This is a genomic window from Variovorax boronicumulans (assembly GCF_009811375.1).
Lineage (GTDB): Bacteria > Pseudomonadota > Gammaproteobacteria > Burkholderiales > Burkholderiaceae_C > Variovorax > Variovorax boronicumulans.
The window spans coordinates 1,919,169-1,939,584 of the sequence record NZ_BKDH01000001.1 but is presented as its reverse complement, the minus strand read 5'-3'; the positions used below and the strand labels follow the sequence as shown (position 1 = coordinate 1,939,584).

At 69.0% G+C, this 20,416-nt stretch carries 24 protein-coding genes; 11 read left to right on the top strand and 13 right to left on the bottom strand.

From position 1 onward, the window contains the following. Window positions 1-102 precede the first annotated feature (102 nt). A complete protein-coding gene (locus VHAB30_RS08800; RefSeq protein WP_159276700.1) occupies window positions 103-726 on the bottom strand; it encodes a DUF11 domain-containing protein in 624 nt (207 codons plus the stop codon). Between VHAB30_RS08800 and VHAB30_RS08795 the strand changes: the two genes are divergently transcribed. After that, on the top strand, window positions 711-1,139 hold the full coding sequence (locus VHAB30_RS08795; RefSeq protein WP_159276698.1) for a hypothetical protein: 429 nt from the start codon (window positions 711-713) through the stop codon (window positions 1,137-1,139). The genes VHAB30_RS08800 and VHAB30_RS08795 overlap by 16 nt on opposite strands. A gap of 477 nt (window positions 1,140-1,616) precedes the next feature. Beyond that, window positions 1,617-2,018, top strand: coding sequence for a GreA/GreB family elongation factor (locus tag VHAB30_RS08790; RefSeq protein ID WP_062472433.1), 402 nt, complete (start codon window positions 1,617-1,619; stop codon window positions 2,016-2,018). A 43-nt stretch (window positions 2,019-2,061) separates the two neighbouring features. Here VHAB30_RS08790 and VHAB30_RS08785 read toward each other — a convergent pair whose 3' ends face one another. Next, a complete protein-coding gene (locus VHAB30_RS08785; RefSeq protein WP_062472430.1) occupies window positions 2,062-2,292 on the bottom strand; it encodes a hypothetical protein in 231 nt (76 codons plus the stop codon). A 178-nt stretch (window positions 2,293-2,470) separates the two neighbouring features. On the opposite strand from VHAB30_RS08785, the gene VHAB30_RS08780 reads away from it, so the two are divergent. Both VHAB30_RS08780 and VHAB30_RS08775 read left to right on the top strand, forming a co-directional pair. Continuing rightward, on the top strand, window positions 2,471-3,358 hold the full coding sequence (locus VHAB30_RS08780) for a CsgG/HfaB family protein (protein ID WP_095950180.1): 888 nt from the start codon (window positions 2,471-2,473) through the stop codon (window positions 3,356-3,358). Between the two features lie 81 nt (window positions 3,359-3,439). Continuing rightward, a complete protein-coding gene (locus VHAB30_RS08775; protein WP_159276696.1) occupies window positions 3,440-4,516 on the top strand; it encodes an MBL fold metallo-hydrolase in 1,077 nt (358 codons plus the stop codon). A 7-nt stretch (window positions 4,517-4,523) separates the two neighbouring features. Here VHAB30_RS08775 and VHAB30_RS08770 read toward each other — a convergent pair whose 3' ends face one another. Further along, window positions 4,524-5,537 (bottom strand): zinc-dependent alcohol dehydrogenase family protein, encoded by a 1,014-nt coding sequence (locus VHAB30_RS08770; protein ID WP_159276694.1) that lies wholly within the window; start codon window positions 5,535-5,537, stop codon window positions 4,524-4,526. A 118-nt stretch (window positions 5,538-5,655) separates the two neighbouring features. On the opposite strand from VHAB30_RS08770, the gene VHAB30_RS08765 reads away from it, so the two are divergent. From VHAB30_RS08765 to VHAB30_RS08755, 3 genes are read left to right on the top strand one after another with little or no spacing between them, the layout of a single operon-like run. After that, entirely contained in the window at window positions 5,656-6,558 is a 903-nt protein-coding gene (locus VHAB30_RS08765; RefSeq protein ID WP_159276692.1) for a LysR family transcriptional regulator, read from the top strand. A gap of 31 nt (window positions 6,559-6,589) precedes the next feature. Further along, the gene (locus VHAB30_RS08760; RefSeq protein WP_159276690.1) at window positions 6,590-7,456 is read left to right on the top strand and encodes an alpha/beta fold hydrolase; all 867 of its coding nucleotides are present in this window, start codon (window positions 6,590-6,592) and stop codon (window positions 7,454-7,456) included. Further along, complete coding sequence (locus VHAB30_RS08755; RefSeq protein WP_159276687.1) at window positions 7,453-7,989, top strand: GrpB family protein; 537 nt, start codon at window positions 7,453-7,455, stop codon at window positions 7,987-7,989. The genes VHAB30_RS08760 and VHAB30_RS08755 overlap by 4 nt, the downstream gene beginning before the upstream one ends. Here VHAB30_RS08755 and VHAB30_RS08750 read toward each other — a convergent pair. Together VHAB30_RS08750 and VHAB30_RS08745 are read right to left on the bottom strand one after the other, a co-directional pair. Beyond that, on the bottom strand, window positions 7,986-8,399 hold the full coding sequence (locus tag VHAB30_RS08750) for a PaaI family thioesterase (protein ID WP_062478117.1): 414 nt from the start codon (window positions 8,397-8,399) through the stop codon (window positions 7,986-7,988). The genes VHAB30_RS08755 and VHAB30_RS08750 overlap by 4 nt on opposite strands. Before the next feature lie 66 nt (window positions 8,400-8,465). Further along, a complete protein-coding gene (locus VHAB30_RS08745; protein WP_062478114.1) occupies window positions 8,466-8,870 on the bottom strand; it encodes a GFA family protein in 405 nt (134 codons plus the stop codon). Between the two features lie 91 nt (window positions 8,871-8,961). Here VHAB30_RS08745 and VHAB30_RS08740 point away from each other — a divergent pair, with 91 nt between their 5' ends. The 3 genes from VHAB30_RS08740 to VHAB30_RS08730 all read left to right on the top strand — a co-directional run bounded on the left by VHAB30_RS08740 (window position 8,962) and on the right by VHAB30_RS08730 (window position 12,553). Then, the gene (locus tag VHAB30_RS08740; protein WP_174250217.1) at window positions 8,962-9,939 is read left to right on the top strand and encodes a helix-turn-helix transcriptional regulator; all 978 of its coding nucleotides are present in this window, start codon (window positions 8,962-8,964) and stop codon (window positions 9,937-9,939) included. A 108-nt stretch (window positions 9,940-10,047) separates the two neighbouring features. Continuing rightward, a complete protein-coding gene (locus VHAB30_RS08735; RefSeq protein WP_159276685.1) occupies window positions 10,048-10,686 on the top strand; it encodes a response regulator in 639 nt (212 codons plus the stop codon). Between the two features lie 28 nt (window positions 10,687-10,714). Next, window positions 10,715-12,553 (top strand): sensor histidine kinase, encoded by a 1,839-nt coding sequence (locus VHAB30_RS08730; RefSeq protein WP_159276683.1) that lies wholly within the window; start codon window positions 10,715-10,717, stop codon window positions 12,551-12,553. Window positions 12,554-12,577: 24 nt separating this feature from the next. Here the strand turns inward: VHAB30_RS08730 and VHAB30_RS08725 are convergent, their stop codons facing one another. The 4 genes from VHAB30_RS08725 to VHAB30_RS08710 form a co-directional block, all read right to left on the bottom strand. Beyond that, entirely contained in the window at window positions 12,578-14,062 is a 1,485-nt protein-coding gene (locus VHAB30_RS08725; RefSeq protein ID WP_159276681.1) for a Do family serine endopeptidase, read from the bottom strand. Between the two features lie 87 nt (window positions 14,063-14,149). Continuing rightward, a complete protein-coding gene (locus VHAB30_RS08720) occupies window positions 14,150-15,478 on the bottom strand; it encodes an ATP-binding protein (RefSeq protein WP_235926522.1) in 1,329 nt (442 codons plus the stop codon). Window positions 15,479-15,489: 11 nt separating this feature from the next. Continuing rightward, window positions 15,490-16,149: a response regulator gene (locus tag VHAB30_RS08715; protein ID WP_062478105.1), complete on the bottom strand. Its 660-nt coding sequence runs from the start codon at window positions 16,147-16,149 to the stop codon at window positions 15,490-15,492. Window positions 16,150-16,210: 61 nt separating this feature from the next. Beyond that, entirely contained in the window at window positions 16,211-16,981 is a 771-nt protein-coding gene (locus tag VHAB30_RS08710; protein ID WP_159276679.1) for an IclR family transcriptional regulator domain-containing protein, read from the bottom strand. A 154-nt stretch (window positions 16,982-17,135) separates the two neighbouring features. Between VHAB30_RS08710 and pobA the strand changes: the two genes are divergently transcribed. Continuing rightward, on the top strand, window positions 17,136-18,317 hold the full coding sequence (gene pobA / locus VHAB30_RS08705) for a 4-hydroxybenzoate 3-monooxygenase (protein ID WP_095950239.1): 1,182 nt from the start codon (window positions 17,136-17,138) through the stop codon (window positions 18,315-18,317). On the opposite strand, the gene VHAB30_RS08700 is transcribed toward pobA, so the two are convergent. Genes VHAB30_RS08700 through VHAB30_RS08685 form a run of 4 tightly spaced genes read right to left on the bottom strand, consistent with a single transcriptional unit; the run spans window position 18,287 to window position 20,409 of the window. Further along, window positions 18,287-18,733 carry a nuclear transport factor 2 family protein gene (locus VHAB30_RS08700; protein WP_159276677.1) on the bottom strand — a complete coding sequence of 149 codons (447 nt, stop codon included), beginning with the start codon at window positions 18,731-18,733 and terminating at the stop codon, window positions 18,287-18,289. The two genes, pobA and VHAB30_RS08700, sit on opposite strands and share 31 nt — an antisense overlap. After that, window positions 18,730-19,137 (bottom strand): SRPBCC family protein, encoded by a 408-nt coding sequence (locus tag VHAB30_RS08695; RefSeq protein WP_159276675.1) that lies wholly within the window; start codon window positions 19,135-19,137, stop codon window positions 18,730-18,732. Before VHAB30_RS08695 ends, VHAB30_RS08700 begins: the two co-directional genes overlap by 4 nt. 19 nt (window positions 19,138-19,156) lie before the next feature. Then, a complete protein-coding gene (locus VHAB30_RS08690; RefSeq protein ID WP_159276673.1) occupies window positions 19,157-19,516 on the bottom strand; it encodes a VOC family protein in 360 nt (119 codons plus the stop codon). Then, window positions 19,495-20,409 (bottom strand): helix-turn-helix domain-containing protein, encoded by a 915-nt coding sequence (locus tag VHAB30_RS08685; protein ID WP_159276671.1) that lies wholly within the window; start codon window positions 20,407-20,409, stop codon window positions 19,495-19,497. Before VHAB30_RS08685 ends, VHAB30_RS08690 begins: the two co-directional genes overlap by 22 nt. Window positions 20,410-20,416: the final 7 nt, after the last annotated feature.

Genomic DNA, 20,416 nt, shown 5'->3' with positions numbered 1-20,416 from the left:
GACGGGCGAGCGCGTACCTGCCGACTGGCACTCAGAAACAAGAGATCGATGGAAAAGGCGGGCGCCCTCGCCTCTCGCAGCGCGCGAGGGCCGGCGCGGCCTTTACTTGCCGCGCGGGGGCGGCGTGGCGGGCGTGGGAGGCACAGCCGTTGGCGGCGCGACGGTTTCGACCTTGGCGCGCGCGCTCACGGCGAGGCTGCCGTTTGCGGGCAACTGGCCCAGGCTCCAGCGCAACATGCGGTACTCGCTGTAGGGAACGGGTTCGGTCTTGCCGCCGGGCAGTTTGCGAACGAGCGGCTCGGGCTCGAAGACGGCGGTCTTGGTGGCGGCTTTCACGAGGCTGGCACCCGGCTTGGCGCTGCGCGGCAGGTATTCCAGCCCCTCGGGAATCGGCAGATCGGCCACGAGGCCCTTGACCGGTTTGCCCGTGTTGTTGGTGTAGGTGGCCTTGTATTCGATGACGTCGCCCGGCTTGATGGTGGCCGCGTCCTGGAACTGTTCATTGCCGTCGGGCCCCTTGACCACCTTCGACTGGGCGAGGACGACGGTCACGGCCTGGGCCGCGACAGGTGCGCGCGGCGCCTCCAGCGAAGCGGCGGGTTGCGCGAACGCGACGGTCGCGGCGCCTGCGGCAAGCAGGACCAGGCCTGCACGGATCAGCGGGTGGACCGCCCCTGCGCGGCCTCGCGACGACGACAAGAACAAGTCCCATGTGGATGCTGTCATTCAAACCCCAATTAACAATATTTGAAATTCACGTCGCAAAATTTGCAATCAACCTCTTATTGCAAACAAATAGCCAACATTATTTGCAATTGAAGGCAATCGGCCATTTAGATTTTTGCGTACTGAATTCTTATGTCTCGGGGCTTTTATGGCAATCAAACAAAAGAACAGAGGATGCGCAAATGAGACATATTGAACAAACAAAATGCATCCACCATTTCGTTCGACCTGAAGCCCTCTCAATTGAAGCTTTCAAGCTTCTGGGAAAGTCAAAACAATTGAGATTGAATGACAACAACAGCAACCTCAGGCGCACCCCTTATGCACCAAATAATATTCTCAATAAATTCGAATCCATAAAATTAATTTTTAACCACTCATTCGATGCGGCACAAGAAATTATTCATCTATGAATTACAGAGAAATCCCGGCGGTCAGGAAAATATCGAACTCGCAAAGAATCCGGTAAATATGAGCGCTTGCCCACCCTTTTCCCATCACTCATTCACGTCGTCTCGAATCACAGGCTCTTGATTTCAATTCAGGCGTTCTGCTGATTAAATCCAGAGATTCCACGGCAATTCCTCGCCGCACCCGTAGGGCCATAATTGGCCAATCTGGCCAGAATCCCCTACACTCGCGCCCCATGGCTCTCCTCTCGCCCCGTCGATACCCTGCGCGCGCAGCCCTGCCCATGGCAGCGGCCGGTCGTCGTGTGGGCGCCGTCGTCGCGGCGGCCACGTCGGTCCTCCGACGCACGTCCGCACATTCCTGAGCCCGGCGGTCCGCTACCTTCTTCTTGATGCGCACACCTTGACCGCCGGGCACCACACCGCGCGGTAGCGACCCTGTCTGTTGGAAAGGCGGGTTGCGTTCATCTGGAGTGCTTCATGCTTTCAACCGTTCACGGGGAGCGCACGCTCACCGAACTCGATTACGTCCGTCTCAGCAAATTCGCGGACACGCCGCTTCCCCCGGCCCTGGTCGATCTGCTCGACACAGCCGACATCCTTCCGTCACGGGAAATGCCCTCGGACATCGTGACGATGTACACCCAGGTGGAAATCGAAGACCTGCCCGCCGGACAGCGGCAGAAGATCGTGATCTGCTATCCCGCCGATGCGAACCCGACCACGGGCTTCATCTCGGTGTTCTCGCCCGTCGGCATCGGCCTGCTCGGCCAGAAGACCGGCGCGGTCGCGCGCTGGAAGACGCCCGGCGGCGGCGAACACAGCGCGCGCGTGATCGCCGTGCTGTTCCAGCCGGAAGCCAGCGGCGACTACACGACCTGAAAGTGCGTCGGTTCAGGCCGGAGGCCGGCGCCCCGCCGGCCGGTCAGTGCTGCAGCACGCCGGCGACGCCGGGGCCCCTACTCTTCGCGCTGTCGATGGTCGCGCTGACGGAACTCGTGTTGACCGCCAGCGCCACCAGCACCGCCCCCACGAACGACGGATCGGCGCTGCCGCTGTAGCCCGACGCCCCGGCAATGGCCAGGGCCTGCGCCACCTGTTGCGTCGTCAGCTCGACGGCGGCTTCTCCCACGATATTCCTCTTCTTTGTGGCCATCTGAAAACTCCTGCGAATGGAGTTCGGACTGTAACCAAGCCCCGACAAGCGCCACAAATGTTCCTGACCGTGTGACTTTCGACACTGGCCCGCGCATCGGGCGGCCCGTATCGTCGCGCGGGCGCGGCGCCCGCCGGTGGGGCGGACGCCACATTGTTTTCATTTGATGGACAGGGACATGCCTTTTTCCAAACTCTCTCTCGCCAGCGCACTCGCGGGCCTGCTCGCGCTTTCCGGTTGCCAGACCATGGACATGCAGATGGGCGCTCCGGCGGCCAAGACCACGGCCACGGGCAGCGCCGCCGGCGGCGCCACCTCGGGCGAGAGCAGCCAGCTCGAACGCTGCGACTCGCCGCTCGGTACCGTCTCGCTGATCGAGAACGTCAATGCCGGCTGGTACACCATCCTCACCGGTGAATACCGCCTGCCGCCCACGGCCAACCTGCTGCGCCTGCTGGTGCAGCAGTCGAACTGCTTCGTGGTGGTCGAGCGCGGCGCGGCCGGCATGAACGCCATGACGCGCGAGCGCGCGCTGATGCAATCGGGCGAGATGCGCGGCGGCAGCAACTTCGGCCGCGGCCAGATGGTGGCTTCCGACTACGGCCTGTCGCCCGAGATCGTGTTCAGCAACAACGACGCCGGCGGCATCGGCGGCGCGCTCGGCGGTCTCGTGGGCGGCGGCCGTGGCCGCGCCATCGCGGCTGTCGGCGCCAGCCTGCAGACCAAGGAAGCCAGCGCGCTGCTGACGCTCATCGACAACCGCTCGGGCGTGCAGGTGGCTGCGGCCGAAGGCAGCGCCTCCAAGACCGACTTCGCGGGCTTCGGCGGCCTCGGTGGCCGCGGCGGTGCCGGCGGCATCGGCGGCTACACCAACACCGCACAGGGCAAGGTGATCGCGGCGGCCTTCATGGACGCCTTCAACCAGATGGTCCGTTCGCTGCGCAACTACAAGGCGCAGACGGTGCGCGGCCAGGGCCTGGGCGGCGGTGGCCGGCTGGGCGTGGACGGCGGCGCCGCCCCGTCGCAGACCTCGGCGCCGGGCGCCGCCCGCCCGCGCCGCAAGTAAGCGCGGCCGTCCATCGTCTTCGACGCGACCCGGTCCGGATATCGACCGGGTTCACAATTCACCCTCTGGAGGTGAAACACGATGGATGGTTTGGAAGAGTCGGCGGAAGCAGCCAAGGGCAAGCTCGTTTATCCCTTTGCGGAACTTCCGCCACGCGGCAAGTCGATCGAGGTCGCCGACGGGGTCCACTGGATCCGCATGCCGCTGCCCTATTCGCTCGACCACATCAACCTGTGGGCGCTGGACGACGGCGACGGCTGGGCCGTGGTGGACACCGGCGTGCGCACCGAGGAAACGGTGGCGGTCTGGCGCGAGCTGTTCACCAATTCGCCGGACACGCGCGGCCTCACCCGCGTCTTCGTGACGCACATGCACCCCGACCACGTCGGCATGGCCGGCTGGCTCACGCGCAAGTTCGGCGTGCGGCTGTGGATGACCCGCTCCGAATACCTCATGTGCCGCGTGATGGTGTCCGACACCGGCCGCGAAGCGCCCGACGATGCCATCGCCTTCTACCGTCGCGCCGGCTGGGGCGAGGCGGCCATCGAGACCTACCGCACGCGCTTCGGCAACTTCGGCAAGCACATCCACCCGCTGCCCGACAGCTTCCGGCGTCTTCGCGACGGCGAGGTGCTGCGCATCGGCGCGCACGACTGGCGCGTCGTCACCGGCAACGGCCATTCGCCCGAGCATGCGTGCCTGTACTGCCCCGACCTGAAGGTGCTGATCTCGGGCGACCAGATCCTGCCGCGCATCTCGTCCAACGTGTCGGTCTCGCCCGTCGAACCCGACGCCGACCCGATGGCCGACTGGCTCGCGTCGCTCGCCAAGCTCAAGCGCGAAGTGCCCGACGACGTGCTGGTGCTGCCGTCGCACAACGAGTGCTTCCGCGGCCTGCATGCGCGCATCGACCGGCTGCAGCACGGGCAAGAGCGCTCGCTCGACCGCTTGCGCAATGCATTGAAAACGCCGAAGCGCGCGGTCGATGTGTTCACGAGCCTGTTCGCGCGCAGCATCGCCGAATCCGACGTGCCGTTGCTGGGCATGGCCACCGGTGAAAGTCTGGCCTGCCTCAACTACCTGCGCCACCGTGGCGAGATCGCGTGCGACGTCGCCGACGACGGGGTGGCCTGGTACCGGCTGACGTCCGCCGCCTGAGCGCCGGTCAGACCTCGAGCACGACCTTGCCGATGTGCCCGGCGCGCTCGAGGTAGCGATGGGCCTGCACCACGTCGTCGAGCGCGAAGCTCCGGTCGATGCGCACGTGCAGCGAGCCATCGGCAAGGCCTGCATCGATGAAGGCCAGCGCGCGGCCCAATGCGCCCTTGTCGCGAGGCAACCCCATGGTGGCGGCACCCGTGTGCTCCAGCACCTTGTAGACGTGGAAGCGCCAGCTCTTGCGGAACTGCGCAATCACCGGAAACTTGAATTCGGCGCCGCCCGACAAGCCGTACAGCACATACCAGCCGCCTTGCGCGACCACGTCGCCGAGCCGCTCGACCTGCGCGCCGCCCACGCCGTCGTACACCAGGTCGACACCACGGCCTTCGGTGAGCGCCAGCACGCGCTCGACCACGTCTTCGTCGTCCGTCACGACCACATGCGCAGCGCCCGCTTCCCGCAGCGCGTCGCGCTTGGCGACCGTGCGCGTGACCGCGATGGCGGCGATGCCCGCCGCGCGCGCCATCTGCAGCGCTGCGATGCCGGTGCCCGATGACGCCCCGGTGACGAGCATCACCTGGCCGCGCTGCAGCCGTGCCATCTCGAACATCGGGAAGTAGCCCGTGAGATACGCCATGTAGGCGCCCGCAGCCTGCGCGGCCGACAGGTTGGCGGGATACCGCACCACGTGCGCGGCCGGAAAGAGGATGCGGTCGCCGTAGGTCGGATACAGCCCCTGGCTCGCCCCCGGCAGCACCGCGACCCGGTCGCCCACGCGCAGCCCTTCGACGCCCTCGCCCACGGCCTCGATGACGCCGGCGGCTTCGTTGCCCAGCCCCGCCGGCAACGTCGCGTCTTCGATGTACAGGTTCTCGCGCCACAACGCGTCGGCCCGGTTCAGGCCGATGGCCTGCACCGCGATGCGCACCTCGCCAATGCCCGGCGCGGGCACCGCGACCTCTTCGAGCCTCAGAACCTCGGCACCACCGAATGCGTGGAAGCGAACCATCCTGCTCATGACAACTCTCCTTCTTTCTTGAATGACCGATGGCTTCAATCTAGAGGCCGCGGCGTCATCAAGGAAATCGATTCGCGGGATAGTCGCTATGCGCACCATCGATAACGCCAGGACCCCGATGAAACCCATCGAACTCAACCGCATCGACCTGAACCTGCTCACCGTGCTGGCCGCGCTCATGCGCGAGCGCCACGTCAGCCGCGCTGCCGAGCGGCTGAACCTCGGCCAGCCCGCGGTGAGCCATGCGCTCGCGCGACTGCGCGATCTCACGGGCGATCCGCTGCTGGTGCGCCAGGGCCGCGTGATGGAACCCACCGCACGGGCGCTCGCCCTGATGCAGGGCCTGGGCCCCGCGCTCGCGCAGATCGAGGCCACGTTCCGTGCGCAGGCCGACTTCGAGCCGGCGCGCGCCGCGCCGGTGTTCCGCATCGGCCTGACCGATGACCTGCAGATCGCGATGCTGCCCCGCCTGCTGCGCGCCCTGAGCACCGAAGTGCCCGGCGCCAAACTGGTGACGCTCACCGTCTGCTACCGCAACGCCATGCGCTACCTCGACCAGGGCCGTGTCAGCGCGGTGATGTCCTTCCTGAAAGACCTGCCCGCCGATGCGAAGGTGCGCAAGGTCCGCACCGCGCGCTTTGCCGTGCTCCGCGCCGACACCGCGCCCGGCAAGCTGTCGCTCGACGACTACTGCCGCCGGCGCCACCTGCTCGTGACCTACGCCGGCGACCTGTGCGGCACCGTCGACGAAACGCTGGGCGAACTCGGACGCCAGCGCGACGTGCTCTTCTCGGTGCCGCAGTTCGGCAGCCTGCCCGCCGTGCTCGCCGGCACCGACCTGCTGGCCACGGTGCCCGAGCACGTGGCGCTGGCGCTGTCGGCGCAAAGCGGCCTGCGCTGCGAGCCCCTGCCCTTCGACAGCCCGAGCTACCAGTTGCGGATGGCCTGGCGCGCGGTGACCGACAAGGACCCGGCGCAGGCGTGGCTGCGCAAGGCCATGCTGCGGGCTGCCAACGATTAGGATGCAAGTCCACTTCCCTGAAGGACCCCGCATGCCGAGCACCGAGACCCACTTCGAACTGACCGCCAACGACGGCCATCCGGTGGAGGCCCACCGCTGGCAGGGCACCGCGCCGCGCGCCATCGTGCAGCTGGCGCATGGCATGGGCGAGCATTCGCTGCGCTACCGGCCGCTGGCCGACGCGCTCACGCAGGCCGGCTACGTCGTCTACGCGAACGAGCACCGCGGCCATGGCCCCGGCGCCGCCGCGCGCGACGAACTCGGCGAGTTCGGCCCGCGCGGATTCGCCGGTCTCGTGGAGGACATGGCGCTGCTCAGCCGCCACGCACGCGCCGAGCACCCCGGGCTGCCGCTGGTCCTCGTCGGCCACAGCATGGGCTCGTTCGCCACGCAGTACTACCTGGTCCGCCACAGCGAACTGCTGTCGGGCGCGGTGCTGTCGGGCACCACGGCGCTCGACCTGCTGGGCGGCGCGCTGCAAAGCGGCTTCCGTCTCGAAGACATGAACGCCGCGCTGCCCGACGTGCGCACGCCCTTCGACTGGCTCAGCCGCGATCCGGCCCAGGTCGATGCCTACATCGCCGACCCGCTGTGCGGCTTCACCGTGTCGGCCGAAGGCATGGGCTCCATGTTCGCCAGCCTCGGCGAACTCACGCCCGCCGCGATGCAGACGCGCATCCGGCCCGAGCTGCCGCTGTACCTGTTCACCGGCGACCAGGACCCGGTCAGCAACAAGGCCGAGTGGTTCTACCCGCTGGTGCAGCGCTACCGCGAGGCCGGCCTGCGCGACGTGTCGTGCCATGTGTTCGGCGGTGCGCGCCACGAGACGCTCAACGAGACCAACCGCGACGAAGTCGTGGCCGTGCTGCTGGCCTGGCTCGCGCGCATCGTGCGATGAAACTCCTCGCCTTCGACGAGAGCCTGGACCAGCGCCACATCCTGCCCTACGACCCGGCGTACGCCGAGGTGTTCGCGCAGGTGCAGCGCCACGTGCAGGCGCAGCTCGAGGGCGTGGAACTCGTGCACATCGGGAGCACGGCCATCGTCGGTTTGCGGGGCAAGCCGATGGTCGACATCGCGGCGATCACGCAGCGCGAGAACCTGCGCACGGCCCAGTCGGAATTCGAGGCCCTCGGATTTCACCGCCGCCCCGTGTGGGTCGACACGGACGAGAAGCCCTACGTCTGCGCGTCCGTGCTGCACGGCGGGCGCAGGTTCAACCTCAACCTGCACATCTGCCATCGCGGCGACCCGGTGCACGTGGACTCGCTGGCCTTCATGGAAGTGCTCGACCGGCGCCCGGACCTGCGCAGGAAGTACGAAGAAGCCAAGGACCGCGCCCACGGCATCGACCCGGCCAACCCGCAGGTCTACAACCGTGAAAAGGAAGCGGTGATCCGCGAGATACAGGCCCAGGTCGGGCAGGCCTAGAGGCTCGCCAGTATCCCGGTCGATGTGGCCTCTGCGGCCAGCTTCCCATCGGGGTTGTAGAGCGCCGCTTCGAGGAACGCCACGCGCTTCCCGCGCCGGATCACGCGCCCCTCGACGCGGCCTTCGCCAGGACCGACCTTCTCGTAGAAGCTCACCTTGATCTCCAGGCTGAAGACCGTCTGCGCCTGCTCCGTGTCGTGCATGACCGCATGGGCCATGGCCGCGTCGAGCCATGCCGTGATGAAGCCGCCCTGGGCGATCGTGCCGTTCGTGTGGCAGTACTCGCGCCGCACGGTGAAGGCGGCCTTCAGCGTCTTGTGCTCGGCGTCCCAGCCGGTCACGTGGAAGTTGCCCATCGATTCGGACAGCGCCTGGCCCGAGCGGATGCGGGCTTCGAGTTCGTCGTTCATTGGTGTCGTTCGCAGCAGGTGAAGCAACGGGCATTCTCAGCCGAAAGCGTGGGGCCATCGGTCATCTCAGAGATAGCGCACCTCCGCCGGCACCTCGAACCAGTTGTTGTGGCGCCCGTCCATGTAGCGCACCGGCGCGGTGGACAGCTCTTCGAGCGTCGCGTCGTCCAGGCAGGCGACGTTCACGCTGACGTACGCACCGCCGATCTCCGGCACGTTGCCGCGCCCGAAGGACTTGACGCCGCAATGGCGGCAGAACAGGTGCTCGGCGCTGAACGAGCCGAACTGGTAGCTCGACAGGTCTTCTTCGCCCGACAGCAGCGTGAAGTCGGTCGGCTTGACGATGGCGCCCCAGCCGCGCGATTTCATGCAGATCGAGCAGTTGCACTTGCCGGTGCCCGCGGCGAGATCGATGAGCGCCTGGAAGCGCACCTTGCCGCAATGGCAGCTGCCGTGATAGGTCTTCTTCATGGTCGGTGTCCGTGGAAACGAGTGGAGGAAACCCAAGGCTACGACCCATTGCGGACAGATTCTGTCCTCGATCGCAGGCATGATGCGGCCCATGCTGTCCGCTTCCGCCCGCCTGCTTCGCCTGCTCGCGCTGTTCCAGGCCCAGCGCGCCTGGACCGGTGCCGCCCTGGCCGAGCGCCTGGAGATCACCGAGCGCACGCTGCGCCGCGACGTCGACCGGCTGCGCAGCCTCGGCTACACGGTCGACTCCACCTCGGGCGTGGCCGGCGGCTACCGGCTGGGTGCGGGCAGCGCCCTGCCGCCGCTGCTGCTGGAAGACGAGGAAGCCATTGCGGTGGCGCTGGCGCTCGGCCATGCCGGCACGGGCGAAGGCGACATCGGCAACGCCTCGATGCGCGCCCTCGCCAAGCTCGACCAGTTGATGCCGCCGCGCCTGCAGCGCCGCCTGGGCAGCGTGCGCGCCTCGGTGGTGCCGGTGATGCGCAGCAAGTCGGGCGTGCGCGTGAAGGCGGTGTCGATGTTCGCCGAGGCCTGCACCGAGCGGCGCGAGCTGCGCTTCGGCTACCAGGACCACCACCAGACGGCCACGGCGCGCACGGTGGAGCCGCACCGCGTGGTGCAGACCGGCCAGCGCTGGTACCTGCTGGCCTGGGACACGGCGCGCCAGGACTGGCGCACCTTCCGCCTCGACCGCATCGTCGACGCCGAACCGACGGGTGCGCGCTTCACCGCGCGCCGCCTGCCGCTGGGCGACGTCGAGGCCTACATGGAACACGCGCTCAAGGTCTCGCCCTACCTGCACCACGCGCGCGTGATCGTGCATGCCCCGCTCGCGGCGCTGGAACCGCACCTGGGCTGGGTGGGCGGCGTGCCCGAGGCCCTCGACGCGGGCCGCACGCGCGTCGTCACCGGCGCCAGTTCGCTCGACGCGCTGGCCGTGTGGCTGGGCTGCCTGGGCCACGACATCGAGATCGAATCGCCTCCCGAACTGGTGCAGCACGTGGCGCGCGTCGCGACACGGCTGGACACCATCGCGCACCGGCAGGGTACCTCCATCCCCCGTCTATAGGATGGGCTCGCCCGATACCGGCCGATAGGCTTGCGGCACCTGCAACCTCCGAACGGAAACGGATCTGCCCATGCGCCTCGGCCCCGGTCTCGCCTGCGGAAGCCCGCCATGCCCCTGACCGCCACCCAGGTCGCCGTGGTCGAGGACGACAGCGGCATGCGCGAGCGCATCGCCCGCGTGATCGGCGCCGACCCGGCGCTGGCGCTGGCCTTCAGCGCCTCGAACGCGGTCGACATCCTGAACTGGCTCACGGACAACCCGGTCGACGTGCTGCTGGTCGACCTCGGCCTGCCCGACCATCCCGGCCTGCAGGTGATCCGCCAGTGCCGCCGCATGCAGCCGGCCTGCGCAGTGATGGTGCTGACGATCTTCGGCGACGAGACCCACATGGTGCAGGCCTTCGAGGCCGGCGCGCGCGGCTACCTGCTCAAGGACGGCACCGAGGCCGACCTGGCGGCGCACCTGCGCCACCTGGGCGCCGGCGGCTCCCCGCTGCCGCCGGGCATCGCGCGGCAGCTGCTGCGCCGCTGGCAGGCCTCCGACGGCGCGCCCGGGCACCTCTCGTCGCGCGAGGCCGAAGTGCTCGACCGGGTGTCTCGTGGTTTCACCTATGCCGAAATCGGCGCGCAGATGGGAGTCTCCGCATCGACGGTTCAAACCCATATCAGAAACATCTACGGCAAGCTGGATGCGCCCCCACCCTCGGACGCCGTGTTGGCGACCCGCCCTCCAGGCCGGCTTTCCTAGCCGCGTGAGCCGCCCCTTCTTTTCCCGCATGCAAGCCGTGCTGCAACTGCTGCTGTGGCTGGTGCTCGCAGCACCCTTCGCCCATGCCGCCACCCCGCCGGGCACCACCGACGTGGACTGGGCCGAAGCCAGCCTCGAACCCGACGGCCTGCCGATGCAGGTGCGGCAGGTGGCGCTGCCCTTTCGCTGGGACCACGAGTTTCCGGGGCGCGGCGGCAAGGCCAGCTACCGCATCGTGCTGCCCCCGGACGCCGCCCGCGCGGACGACGCCCAGGCGCTGCTGATGTCGGGCCTGGGCAACCAGGCCGCCGTGTGGTTCAACGGCGCGCTGGTCGCCAACTACGGCGTGCTCGGCGACCCGGCCTACGACGCCGGCAAGGCCAACCTGCTGATCCCGCTGGCCGCCGCGCTGCGGCGCGGCGACGGCCAGCCGCAGGAGCTGCTCATCCAGGCCACGATGCAGCGCCAGCGCGGCGGCGGGCTGGCCAGCGTGCTCTACGGCCCCGAGGCCTCCCTGGCCCCGTTGCACCGCTCGCAGCAGAACTGGCGCAACACCTCGGCCATCGTCTACGCCGTGAGCCTGCTGCTGATGGGCGGCTTGGCCGCCGGGCTGTGGCTGCGCCAGCGCGATGCGCTCTACGGCTGCTTCGCGCTGGCCGCGCTCTCGGGCGTGGCGCGCAACCTCGACCGCGTGCTGACCGAAGGGCCCGTGCCCTGGCCGCTGTGGGGCGCCGTGGTGGCGGTCTGCTATGCCTGCCACATCGGGCTGATCGCGCGCTTCGTGCTGCTGGTGCTCGACCGCAACCCGCCGTGGCTGGTGCGCTCCATCTACGGAGCGCTGGCGCTCTCGGTGGTGCTGGCCTGCGCCTCCTTCGCCTTCGCGCTGCCGGCGCTGTGGACCACGGGGCTGGCGATCCTGCAGGTCACGAGCACCATCTGCCTGCCCTACGTGGTGCACGGCGCACTGGTGGCGCGGCGGCGCATCGCGGGCGTGCTGATGGCCGCGGGCACGCTGGCCATCCTGGCCGGCGCGCACGACCTGCTGCTGGTGCGCATGGGCCTGTTCGGCGGCGCCTACTACACGCTCACCTCGCACGCGATCTTCTTCTTCGTGATGATCCTGGCCGGCCTCGTGGTGGAACGCTACAGCCGCACCGTGGCCGACTACCGCTCGCTCAATGCCAACCTCGCCGCGCGCGTGGCCGAGCGCGAAGAGCAGCTGCGCGGCGCCTTCGAAACCGTGCGCAAGCAGCAGGAAGAACAGGCCGTGCTGCTGGAGCGCCAGCGCATCATGCGGGAGATCCACGACGGCGTGGGCTCGCAGCTCGTGGGCCTGCTCAACGTGGTGAACCAGCCTGCGCCCGACCGCGACGTGGTCGAGGAGCACGTGAAGCTGGCGCTCGACGAGATGCGCATGGCGGTCGATTCGCTGCAGCCCATGCACGACGACCTGACCACCGTGCTGGCCACGCTGCGCTACCGCCTGCAGCCCCGGCTGGACGCCGCCGGCATCGAGCTGGTGTGGGACGTCGCCCTCATCCCCACGCTCGCGCCCTTTGCCGCGCAGGCCGCGCTGCAGCTGCAGCGCATCCTGCTCGAGGCCTTCACCAACGTGCTGAAGCATGCGGGCGCCACGCGCATCGTGATGCATGTGGGCTGGCACGGCGAGCAGACGCCGCCGCTGGTGCGCATCGTGCTCACCGACAACGGCCGCGGGCTGCCGGCGAACGAACGCCCCGGTGGCCACGGCCTGGCGAACATGCGTTCGCGGGCGCAGGCCATCGGGGCGCGGCTGCAGATAGAGCGGGCCGACGCGCAGGCCGGCGGCACGCGCGTGTCGCTCGACTGGCCCTGCGCGCTGCCCTGAGCGCTCTGGGCGCGCACGGGCCGGTCAGCCCAGGCGCACCGGCACGAAGATCTTGTCCTCGCCGCGCTGGATCAACAGCGCCACCGACTTGTCGGCCTTGGCCACCGCCTGGCGCACCTGCTCCAGGCTCTTGGCCGGCGTGCCGTTGATGGCCAGCAGCACGTCGCCGGCCTGCACCCCGGCCATCGCCGACGGGCCGGCCACGTCCTCGATCAGCAGGCCGCCGTCGACCGAGGCTGCGCGCTGCTCCTGCGGCTGCAGCGGGCGCAGCGCCAGGCCGAGCTTGCCCTGCCCCGCCGTGTTGTCGGCCTTGGCGACCTGCGCCGGCTTGTCGCTCGCGTCGCCCAGCTTGGCCTGCAGCTCCTGGCGCTCGCCCTGGCGCCACACCTCGAGCGTGACCTTCTTGCCTGGCGCCTGCTGGCCGATGACCGCCGGCAGGTCACCCGACGACACGATCGCCTGGCCGTCGACCTTGCGGATCACGTCGCCCGCCTTCAGGCCGGCATGGTCGCCGGGGCCGCCCTTCTCGATGTTCGAGACCAGCGCGCCCTCGGGCTTGTCGAGCTTGAACGAATCGGCGAAGGCCTGGTTCACCTCCTGCACCGCGACGCCCAGGCGCGCATGCGTGGCCTTGCCGGTGGCGACGATCTGGTCCTTCACCTGCACCGCCACGTCGATCGGGATGGCGAACGACACGCCCTGGTAGCCGCCGCTGCGGCTGTAGATCTGCGAGTTGATACCGACCACCTCGCCGCGCGCATTGAGCAGCGGCCCGCCCGAGTTGCCGGGGTTCACGGCCACGTCGGTCTGGATGAAGGGCACGTAGCTGTCGTCGGGCAGCGAGCGGCCCTTGGCGCTCACCACGCCGGCCGTCACGGTGTTCTCGAAGCCGAAGGGCGAGCCGATGGCCAGCACCCATTCGCCGACCTTCAAGTCCTTGGTGTTGCCCAGCGCGAGCACCGGCAGGTTCTTGGCGTCGATCTTGAGCACCGCGATGTCGGTCTTGGCATCGGCGCCCAGCACCTTGGCGCGGTACTCGCGGCGGTCGGTCAGCTTGACGGTGACCTCCTTCGCGTCCTTCACCACGTGGGCGTTGGTCATGATGATGCCGCTCGGGTCCACGATGAAGCCCGAGCCCTGCGAGCGCACCGGCACGGCGCGCTGCTGCTGTTGCTGGCCGCGCGGTCCCATCTGCCCCTGGAAGTGGCGGAAGAACTGGAACATCGGATCGTCGGGGTCGATGCCCTGCAGCTGCGCCATCGTGTCGTCGTCCGGGGCCTTCTCGGTGCCGGTCACGCTGATGTTGACCACGGCGGGGCCGTCGCGCGAGGTGATGGTCGAGAAGTCGGGCAAGGTGACCATCGCGGCCGGCGCGGCCACGGCGGCAGTAGTGGCCGGGGCATTCACGGCACGGGCGCTGGTGTAGGCCCCGGCGCCGACGGCGCCGATCACGCCGGCGCTGGCCAGCGCGATCACGAGGGCACGGGGGGAAGTCAAGGCGGTTTTCATTCTTCGATTCCTTTCAATCCTGCGCCGAAGCGCAAACACGGTGAAAGGAATGTCGCGGCCTTGACTTAGGCGTCGCTTAAGCGGAATTCACTCTTTGGCGGGAGCGAACGTCACCCGCACGCACAGCCCACCGAGGCTCGTGGACTTGTCCAGCGCCACCGTGGCGCCGTGCAGGTCGGCGATCGACTTCACGATGGCCAGCCCCAGCCCGCTGCCCGGCGCCTGCGGCTCGCCCGAGCGGTAGAAGCGATCGAGCACGCGCGCGCGCTCGGCCTCGGGCAGGCCGGGGCCGCTGTCGTCCACGCGCAGCTCCACCGCGTCGGCGCGCTTCACAAGGCCGACGTCGACCCGCCCGCCTTCGGGCGTGTACTTCACGGCGTTGTCGATCAGGTTGCGCAGCAGCATGCGCAGCGCCTCGGGCTGGCCGCTCACGGTCGCGCCCGCGTCGGATTGCGCCACGCCGATGTCGATGCGGCGCGCCTGCGCGGCCGCCACCGCATCGGAGATCGCCAGGCGCGCCACCCCGGCCAGGTCGACCGTCTCGGGCTTCGCGCCCGCGGCCACGCTGGCCTCGTGACGGGCCAGCGCCAGCATCTGCTCGACGAGGCGCGTGGCACGGTCGATGCCGGCCGACAGCCGGCTCACGGCCAGCGTGCGCGCCGCATCGTCGGGCGCGCGCTGCAGGCCCTGCACCTGCAGCTTCAACGCCGCCAACGGCGAACGCAGTTCATGCGCGGCATCCGCCACGAAGTGCTTCTGCGCGTCGAAGGCATGGCGCACGCGGCCGAACAGCAGGTTGAGTTCCTGCACCAGCGGACGCACTTCTTCGGGCAGGTTCTCTTCGCTCACGGGCGAGAGGTCGTCGGCCTGCCGCGATGCCACCTGCCGGCGCACGCGCGCCACGGGCGCCAGCGACAGGCTCACCACCCACCACACGACCAGCATCAGGAGTGGCGCCATCAGCGCCACGGGCACGATGGTGCGCAGCGCGAGCGAGCCCGCCATGTGGCGGCGCGCCGCCATGTCCTGCGCCACCTGGATCACCAGCCCGCGCGTCTGCATCGAGAACACGCGGTAGGTCGTGCCGCGTGCGCGCACGTCGGCAAAGCCGAGTACGGCGAGCTGCGGCAGCGCGGCTTCTTCGGCCGATTCGAAGATGCGCACGCCGTCGACGGTCCACACCTGAACCACGAAATCGAAGTTCTGCTCCGCGCCGCCGAGCCCGCCCACGGCCGCGCTCGGCGGCAGGCCTGCGCGCAGCGACAGCGCCATTTGCTGCATGTGGTAATCGAAGATGTCGTCGGCCTCTTTCAGCACCGTGCGATAGGCCACCAGCGCCTGCGCGCCGGCCGCGAGCACGATGGCCGCAAGCAGGAACACCAGCAGCCGCGCGCGCAGCGATCCGGTCCATCGCATCACGCGGCGCATCATGCCTTGGGCACCATGTAGCCGACGCCGCGCACGTTGCGGATCAACTCCGCGCCCAGCTTCTTGCGCAGGCCGTGCACGTAGACCTCGACTGCGTTGCTGCTGATCTCGTCCTTCCAGCCGTAGAGCTTTTCTTCGAGCTGGGCGCGCGAAAGCACCATGCCCGGGCGGGCCAGCAGCGGTTCGAGCACGGCCCACTCGCGCGCCGACAGCACCACCGGCTCGCCGTTCACCGCGACCTCGCGCGTGGCGGGGTTGATGCTCACGCCCATGTGCTCGTACACCGGCTCGGCGCGCCCGGACGCGCGCCGCAGCAAGGCGCGGATGCGGGCCAACAGCTCGTCGAGGTCGTAGGGCTTGAGCACGTAGTCGTCGGCGCCGGCATCGAGGCCTTCAATGCGCTGCTGCACCGAGTCGCGCGCGGTGGCGATCAGCACCGGCATGCGCTGTTTGCGCGCACGCAGGGCGCGCAGCACTTCCAGGCCGTCGCGGCGCGGCACGCCCAGGTCGAGCAGCACGAGGTCGTACTGCTGGGTGCGCAATGCGGATTCGGCGGCGTCGCCGTCTTTGACCCAATCGACCGCGTACTGCTCGGCCCGCAACAGGTCAAGCACGGCCTCGCCGATCATCACGTCGTCTTCGAGAAGCAGGAGTCGCATGGTGGTATCCGTTTCGGGGATTCGAGGCCGTGCCGGTGCCGAAAGTTCAGCGCGCCTGCGTTCACAGGAGGGAGCGCACCTCGCGCGCCGCCTCGAACAGCAGCGGCAGCATCTCGCGCTGCAAGGTCTCTTCCTGGTAGCGCGTGCCCGACAGCACCACATTGAGCGCCGCCACCGTGTGCCCCTGCATGTCCCGCAGCGGCACCGCCAGCGCCTGCACGCCGAGTTCGTGCTCTTCGCTGGCGAAGCAGTAGTCGTCCTTGCGCACCTGCGCGATGCGCTGGCGCAGCGCGCGCGCCTGGGTGAGGGTGTTCGGCGTGAGCCGTGCCAGGTGCCGGCCCTTGAGCCACTGCGTGAGCTGCGTGGCGGCCATCGCGGCCAGCAGCACGCGCCCGGTCGAGGTGGCGTGGGCCGGCAGGCGCGCCCCCAGGTGCAGGCCGTAGGCCAGCACGCGCGTCGGCGTACCGTAGCTGCCGCTGCGCGCGACGATGACCACCTCTTCGCCGTCGAGCACCACGGCCGAGAACGACTCGCCCGTTTGCGCCGCGAGCCGGTTCAGCGTGGGCTGCAGCGCGCGCGGCAGGCGCGACGAGGCCAGGTAGCTGCCCGAGAAGCGCAGCACCTTCGGCGCCATCCAGAAGTAGCTGCCGTCGGTTTCCAGGTAGCCCAGGTGGGCCAGCGTGAGCAGGTGGCGCCGGGCGGCGGCGCGCGTGAGGCCGGCGCGCTCGGCCGCCAGCGTGGCGTTCAGGCGCTGGCGCTCGGTGTCGAAGCTTTCGAGCACCGCCATGCCCTTGGCGATGCCCTCGATGAAGTCGGCGCGGGCGATGGTCATTCGTCGTCGGGAGTTCGTCGTGGATCGGTCGGCTGAAGAAGTGTTGCGCGATCATCGCGCACGCGTTCGCATGATCGCACAGAGCCTCTCCAGCCGCCGCCCCAACCGGCCGCCCGCGCCCTACGCTTGGCAAAACCCTTTCGGAGACACGAACATGCGCACCCAGGTCGCCATCATCGGCGCAGGCCCCGCCGGCCTTCTGCTCGGCCAGCTGCTGCACAAGGCAGGCATCGACAACATCATCGTGGAGCGCCAGAGCGGCGACTACGTGCTGGGCCGCATCCGCGCCGGCGTGCTCGAACAGGTCACGATGGACCTGCTGGCGCGCGCGGGCGTCGACACCCGCGCCAAGGCCGAGGGCCTGCCGCACGACGGCATCGAGCTGCTGTTCAAGGGCGCGCGCCACCGCATCGACATGCACGGCCTCACGGGCGGCAAGCAGGTCACGGTGTACGGCCAGACCGAGGTGACGCGCGACCTGATGGAAGCGCGCACGGCCGAAGGCCTCACGACGATCTACAGCGCAGCCAACGTCAGCCTGCACGACTTCGATTCGGCCAAGCCGCGCGTTCGCTACGAGAAAGACGGCCAGACGCACGAGATCGAGTGCGACTTCATCGCCGGCTGCGACGGCTACCACGGCGTGAGCCGCGCCAGCGTGCCGGCCGACGCGATCCAGACCTACGAGAAGGTCTACCCCTTCGGCTGGCTCGGCGTGCTGGCCGACGTACCGCCGGTCTCGCACGAACTCATCTACGCCAACACCGAGCGTGGCTTTGCGCTGTGCAGCATGCGCAGCGCCACGCGCTCGCGCTACTACGTGCAGGTGCCGACCGAAGAGAAGGTGGAGAACTGGAGCGACGAGGCCTTCTGGAACGAACTGCGCGCGCGCCTGGACCCCGAAGCGCGCGAACGGCTGGTGACCGGCCCCTCGCTCGAAAAGAGCATTGCGCCGCTGCGCAGCTTCGTGGCCGAGCCGATGCGCTTCGGCTCGCTGTTCCTGGCCGGCGACGCCGCGCACATCGTGCCGCCGACCGGCGCCAAGGGGCTCAACCTTGCGACGGCCGACGTGGGGTACCTGTCGCGCGCGCTGGAGATCTTCTACAACGAGAAGTCGGCCTCGGCGCTGGACCGCTACTCCGACCTGTGCCTGCGCCGCGTCTGGAAGGCCGAGCGCTTCTCGTGGTGGTTCACCTCGCTGATGCACCGCTTTCCCGAGACGGGCGCCTTCGGCCAGAAGATCCAGGAGGCCGAGCTCGACTACCTCGTGCATTCGCGCGCGGCGTCCACCGCGCTGGCAGAAAACTACGTGGGGCTGCCGCTCGAGGACTTCTGAGCGGCGGGCGACGACAACACCTCGTCGACCCATCGCTGGTCTTCGTCGTAGATCCAGCATTCGCTGAGCCTGCCGTCCTTCACGGCGTAGCGCAGCTGGCGTTCCAGCTCGACCGGGCGCCCCTGGTGCTCGAACTGCTCGACGGCGACGATCAGCCCGAAATGCTCGCCGGCCAGCACGTCGCGGATCGCGACCAGCCGGCGGTTGGTGCGCTCCTTGACCTGCTTGAGCACCGCGAGGCAGGCCGCCTTGCCCCGGTGCGTGCCCGCGAGCGGGCTGCGGCCGAAGTAGTGAAAGACGACCTCGTCGTGGTAGCAGTCGACGATGGCCTTGAGGTCGTTCGCGGCCCAGGCCTGCGCGTAGCGCTGCACGACCGCCAGGATCTCGCTCGCAGCAGGGCTTGTGGGCGTACTCATCGTTCGTCGGACTTCTCCAGCGTCTTCTTCATGGCGGCGCCGCCCTGCGCCATCATGGGCTCGACGTAGGCCGCAAGCCCGTCGGGCAGCACATCGGTGATCCAGACGAAGCGCGACCGGCCTTCGCCGTGCGCGAACACCTGGGCCGACGCGTGGTGGTGCGTGGCCTTGCCGTCGGTCACGGTGTAGGCCAGCCGGCGGTTCTCTTCGTCGAGGGCCACGAGCAGCTCGCGCGCCACGAGGCCGTTGGCAAAGTGGACGATGCGGGCGCCCTGCCCGTCGAGCTCGCAGCCGGTGAGAAAGCCCGGCGCCAGGCGCGTGTGCACGGCGCCGAAGTCGCGCAGCGCGTTCCACACCTGCGCGGCGTCAGCCTCGACGATGAATTCCTTGTAGACGGTGGCCATGGGGTCGATGCCTTTCGTGTCAGGGACAGACGGCCTCGACGTTGTTGCCGTCGGGGTCGATGAGGAAGGCCGCGTAGTAGGTCGGGCTGTAGTCGGCGCGCGGCCCCGCGCCGCCGTTGTCGGTGCCGCCGGCCTTCAAGCCGGCCTTGTGGAAGGCGGCGACGGCGGCGTGGTCGGGTGCGCGGAACGCGATGTGCGTGCCCGGGCCCTTGGCGCCTTTCGCGGCATAGAGCCACAGCGCCGGTTCGCCGGCCGGGCCGAGGCCCGCGTAGCTGTCGTCGTGGGAGCCCAGCACGTGGCCGAGCGGCGCGAGCGCGGCTTCGTAGAAGCGCCGGCTCGCGGCGAGGTCTTTGACTTTCAGTCCGATGTGGTCGTACATGGCGATGACTTCCTGCTTGAAGGGTGGATCAAGCGGTCATCGTGAAGCAGCGCGGCCAGGCGGTCTTGGAAAATCTTGCGGTCGCCCTTGGCAGCGAGCCGGAAACCGCGCGGCGACACGCCGGCCGCGCGGTGGAAGGTGCGCACGAAGTTGCTCAGATCGGCAAAGCCGGCCTCGAGGGCGACCTCGGTCACGGCAAGGTCGCTGTCCGCCAGCAGGCGCGCCGCGCGGCGCAGCCGGGAACGCACGAGGTACTGGTGCGGCGTGACGCCCAGCACCTGGGAGAACAGGCGCAGGAAATGGAAGGCGCTCAGGCCAGCCTGGGCCGCCGCGTCTTCCAGGCCGATCTCGCCTGCAGCGTGGGCTTCGATCCATGTTGCGGCCTCGACCGCACGGCGGCGGTCGCGTGGTGTGGCCGACGGCGGCGCTTTGGGCTTGCCGCGCCCTTTCACCACGTCGAGGAAACGGCTGGCGAAGCCCATGCCCAGCTCGTCCAGGCCCACGTCGCTGCCGCCTTCGACCGCGACCTGCGCGAGTTCGCCCAGCACCATGAGCTCGGGCAGCGGCGGCAACGCCGAGGCATGCCAGCTGCGCCTGTCGGCACCGATCAGGTCGACGAAGCCCGGCGAGAAGTGGAACGACAGGCACTCGTCGCCACAGGCGAAGTGCTCGTGGGTGCAGACGTAGTCGTCGCCCGGCGCGCCGACCAGCACCGCGCCGGCCACCAGCTCGTAATCGCGGCCGAGCGCGCGGCAGCCGAAGCTGCCCTTGCGCACGTACGAGACCGAGTGCGTCTCGTGCATCTCGGTGAACGGCGCCGCGCCGACGCCCGCGTCGCAGCGGTAGGTCGAGACGCGGATCGCGTCGGTCTGCAGTTCGGTGGTGACGCGCATGATGACT